Raw genomic sequence first — 4,123 nt, forward strand, 5'->3', positions numbered from 1 at the left:
CTCCGGCGCGTTTGAAGGCGCGCTTTTGACCGACGTGATCGGCTCAATCCTCGGCGTTCTCCTCATCGCCAACGAAGTTATTCGCCGCCCCACCCAAGCCACAGCAAAGACCAACCCATGACCTCAGTCTCGGGATCAGGCGAACGAATTCTGGCCATCCTGGACCTGTTTACGGGCGATAAACCCCAATGGTCGCCGGAAGAAATGATGGGCGCACTCGGCTACACCCGGCCCACGCTTTATCGCTATCTGAAAACGTTGAAGGACGCGGGCTATCTCGCTGCCTTATCGCAAGCGGTCTACACACTTGGCCCCCGAGTGACCGAGCTTGATTTCCTGATGCAACGCGCGGATCCACTGATCGAAGCCAGCCAATTGCACCTCACGAAGCTAGCCGCGCGCTTCCAAGGCTCGGCCTTCATCGTGCGCTGGTACGGACGGAAACTTCTGTGCGTGGCTTCAGCAAGCGCAAACGCCAAACCCCGCTCAAGCTATCCGCGAGGACGCCCAATGCCGCTTGGCCGCGGAGCAATCAGCCGGGCCATTGTAGCATTCTTGCCGCTTCGAGACAGATCAACGCTGATCGACGAACACCTGAATGAATTCATCATACCAGACGTGTGCAGCGACAAAGGAGAGGTCCTTGGGCAATTGAAGCAGGTCAAACGCGAAGGCGTCGCTGTCGCACGAGGAGAGGTTACGCCCGGACTTCTGGGCGTGGCTTCTCCGGTGTTTGCCGCAGACACAACTCCCATCGCCTCGCTGTGCGTGTCGTGTGACGAAACCCTTGTCGACAACGAGGAACTTGAGAAGTTGAGGGAGGCGGTTCGTCATGCGTCGCAAGAGATTTCGAGCATGCTCGCGCCCTTTAGCACCAGGCAAAGCGCGTGAACCGTGATACCCATCAGGACGCACAGTCCCGCCATTTCGCGCCATAAGACGAAGGACATAAGATGACCGAACACCCAGCAAAGCACTTCATCGGAGGCGAATGGATCGGCGACGGTCCGTTGTGCGATAGCGTTAATCCAGCCACGCTGGAGGCCTTGGGACAACATCATCTCGGCAGCGAACGCCTGACCAATCAAGCCGCGAGTGCTGCACGCGAGGCCTTCTTTACCTCGCCCTGGGCCGCCTCTCCCCGCTTGCGCGCGCAAGTCCTTTACGAGATCGCAGATCGCCTGGAAGCCGCACGTGACGAGATCGCCGACCTCGTTGTTCTTGAGAACGGCAAGATCCGCGCAGAAGCCATCGGGGAGACCCTGGGCGCGATCTCGGAAACCCGTTATTATGCGGGTTTGGCCCGCAATATTCGTGGCACGATGCAAGAAACCGCGCCGGGAAATTTCTCGCTGTTCAATCGCGAACCCGCAGGCGTTGCCGGCGTCATCGTTCCCTGGAATGCACCCGTCACGCTTTTGATGCGATCGCTCGCACCGGCCCTTGCGGCCGGATGCACGACGGTCATCAAACCCGCGCAGCAAACGCCTCTGGTCCACGCCCGGATCATGGAGGCGATCACCTCTGCACCGTCGCTTCCCAAAGGTGTAGTGAACTCAGTTAACGAAAACGGCATCGCCGTCGGTAAAGCTATGACCGCGTCGCCAGACATCGACGTCATCAGCTTCACCGGCTCAAGCCGCACAGGCCAAGCCATCATGGCCGCCTGTGCGCCAAGTCTAAAACGTGTCGGGCTTGAACTGGGCGGCAAAGCCCCAGCCGTTGTCTTTGCCGATGCTAATCTGGATCTCGCGGTTAAGGAGTTGACCCACGGCGCCTTGGCCATGGCGGGTCAAATCTGTGTGGCCGCCGCCCGTTTCGTCGTCCACGAAAGCATCGCGTCAGAATTCGAAGCAAAAATCACAATGGCCTTCCGCGCTGTCAAAGTCGGCCCCGGCAATCGCCCCGAAAGCCAGATGGGCTCGCTCATTGATCTTGAGAACCGCGCCCGAATTGAACGTCTGATAGAACAGGCCGGTGACGAGGGAGAAATGGTGCTGAAGGGCGAACGCCTGTCGGATGCAGCTTTCCTTTCGCCGACGTTGTTTCGGATCAATGACCTCTCCTCGCCTTTGGTTCAGGAGGAACTTTTCGGCCCGATCGTGTCGATCGAAACCTTTGCAGACGAAGCCGAAGCCGTCGCAAAAGCCAATGCCACGTCATATGGTCTGGCGGCGTCCGTGTTCACAAACGACACCGCCCGCGCAATGCGCATGTCACGTGCAATCCGCGCTGGCACGGTCTGGATCAACTCGCACTTGCGTTTGTTTGCAGAAGGCGAAACCGGAGGGTACGGCAAGTCTGGCCTAGGGCGTTTGCACGGCCCGGAAGGCCTGCACGACTTCCTTGAAACCAAGCACATCTACATGGAAGCAGGCGTCGTCGGAGCCGCGACATGAGCAAAGAATTCGATGTTGTGATAAACGGCGGTGGCCCGGTTGGCATGGGTCTTGCCATCGAACTGGGTCAGCGCGGGGTGAAGACCTGCGTCATTGAACGTCACCTCGAACCTCAGCCCATTCCCAAGGGGCAAAACCTGACGCAGCGCACGGGCGAACACTTCCGTGCGTGGGGATGCGAAGCGGAAATGCGCACCGCTCATCCCTTACCAAAAGGGGCAGGCATTGGCGGGATGACCGCCTACGGCACCCTTTTGTCGGAATACACTTACGATTGGCTGAACCGTGGCAGCGTTAAGGATTATTACTTCTCCAGCAACGCCCGCGTGCCCCAATACGCGACCGAACGTGTCCTCAGAAAGCGTGCCGAAGCCATATCCGCCATCACGATCCGCTATGGATGGTCCGGCGCGGCTCTGACGATGGATCAAGACGGTGCAAGCCTTGAAATTTCTGAAACGGACGGCAACGGCACGGATCAAATCCAAGCCAAGTATATTGTGGGTTGCGATGGCAGTCGCTCGCTCGTGAAAAGCGAAATCGGAATTGGAGAAGACCTGTCCGAACACAACAGGCTTATGGCTTTGCTGGTGTTTCGCTCGGAAGAACTTCACGGCCTCCTTGAGGGGCACCCCGGCAAAGCCTTCTACAACGTGCTGCACCCCGACCACCAAGGGTACTGGCTGTTTTTTGGGCGCGTGGATCACGGCCACTCATGGTTCTTCCACGCCCCCGTCCCCCTCGGTACGACGACAGAAAGCTTCGATTTTCGTGCCCTGCTGCACCGCGCAGTGGGTCAGTCTTTCGATCTTGATCTGGACTATGTCGGCTTTTGGGATTTGCGTGTGTCGACGGCCGAAACTTACCGGAAGAGCCGCGCCTTTCTGGCAGGCGACGCAGCCCACAGCCATCCGCCCTACGGTGGCTTTGGAATCAACACCGGATTTGAAGACGCGCGCAACCTTGGCTGGAAACTGGCAGCGGTTCTACAGGGCTGGGGAAGCGATGCCCTGCTCGACAGCTACAATGCCGAGCGCCGCCCGGTCTTCGTTTCAACCGCGCGCGATTTCATTGAACGCTTCATCGACGAGGACCGCGCGTTTTTGGAGAAATATTCACCTGAAACTGACAAAGAAGCCTTTGAGACCGCTTGGAACTCCAGAAATCTTGACGCTGACGAGGTCCATGCCTTCGAGCCGAATTATCAAGGCTCGCCGATTGTGCAAGGCTCCACGGGCTCGCCCTCCGCGCGCGGCTCGCACAGCTTCAACGCGCGCGCCGGGCATCATCTTCCACCGCCCGGTCCAGGTGGCAGCGCGGTAAGCGCAATGCTTACCGAGGACTTCACGGTTTTTGTGGCAGACGCGCGCCACGTCGTCGCACTGGAAATCGCAAGCCAAGGCTGCGGCATACCACTGACAACACGGGTGATCCGTTCGGACTGGTTGAACACATGGGGGCATGAGATCGTTCTTGTCCGCCCGGACGGGTTTGTGGCCTTCGCGGGCGACAGCATCGACGCCGCGCAGGCTCGTGAGATCTGCGCCAAAGTGACGGCGCGCACGACGTGACAGATTGGACCGGCAAACATGTGGTCGTAACCGGCGGGGCTTCTGGTATCGGCGCCGCGACCCTCACGCTTCTTAAGGCGCGGGGGGCGACAGTAACTGTCATCGACCTCAACAGCCCACCCGACACAGCTGATCACTGGATCAAGGCCGACC

The 4,123-nt window shown here is 59.1% G+C and carries 3 protein-coding genes; all 3 read left to right on the top strand.

What is annotated here, in order from left to right:
* The first annotated feature begins 117 nt into the window (after positions 1 to 117).
* The 3 genes from Q1B15_RS19300 to Q1B15_RS19310 all read left to right on the top strand — a co-directional run bounded on the left by Q1B15_RS19300 (position 118) and on the right by Q1B15_RS19310 (position 3,970).
* Positions 118 to 891, top strand: coding sequence for an IclR family transcriptional regulator (locus Q1B15_RS19300; RefSeq protein ID WP_299756898.1), 774 nt, complete (start codon positions 118 to 120; stop codon positions 889 to 891).
* A gap of 62 nt (positions 892 to 953) precedes the next feature.
* A complete protein-coding gene (locus tag Q1B15_RS19305) occupies positions 954 to 2,399 on the top strand; it encodes an aldehyde dehydrogenase family protein (RefSeq protein WP_299756901.1) in 1,446 nt (481 codons plus the stop codon).
* The gene (locus tag Q1B15_RS19310; RefSeq protein WP_299756903.1) at positions 2,396 to 3,970 is read left to right on the top strand and encodes an FAD-dependent monooxygenase; all 1,575 of its coding nucleotides are present in this window, start codon (positions 2,396 to 2,398) and stop codon (positions 3,968 to 3,970) included. Before Q1B15_RS19305 ends, Q1B15_RS19310 begins: the two co-directional genes overlap by 4 nt.
* Positions 3,971 to 4,123 lie beyond the last annotated feature (153 nt).

The organism is uncultured Boseongicola sp. (assembly GCF_937988555.1).
Taxonomy (GTDB): Bacteria; Pseudomonadota; Alphaproteobacteria; order Rhodobacterales; family Rhodobacteraceae; genus Boseongicola.

Bases quoted from the DNA above. Each gene is read 5' to 3' on its own strand.
- Q1B15_RS19300 (WP_299756898.1), top strand. From the start codon at position 118: ATGACCTCAGTCTCGGGATCAGGCGAACGAATTCTGGCCATCCTGGAC.
- Q1B15_RS19305 (WP_299756901.1), top strand. From the start codon at position 954: ATGACCGAACACCCAGCAAAGCACTTCATCGGAGGCGAATGGATCGGC.
- Q1B15_RS19310 (WP_299756903.1), top strand. From the start codon at position 2,396: ATGAGCAAAGAATTCGATGTTGTGATAAACGGCGGTGGCCCGGTTGGC.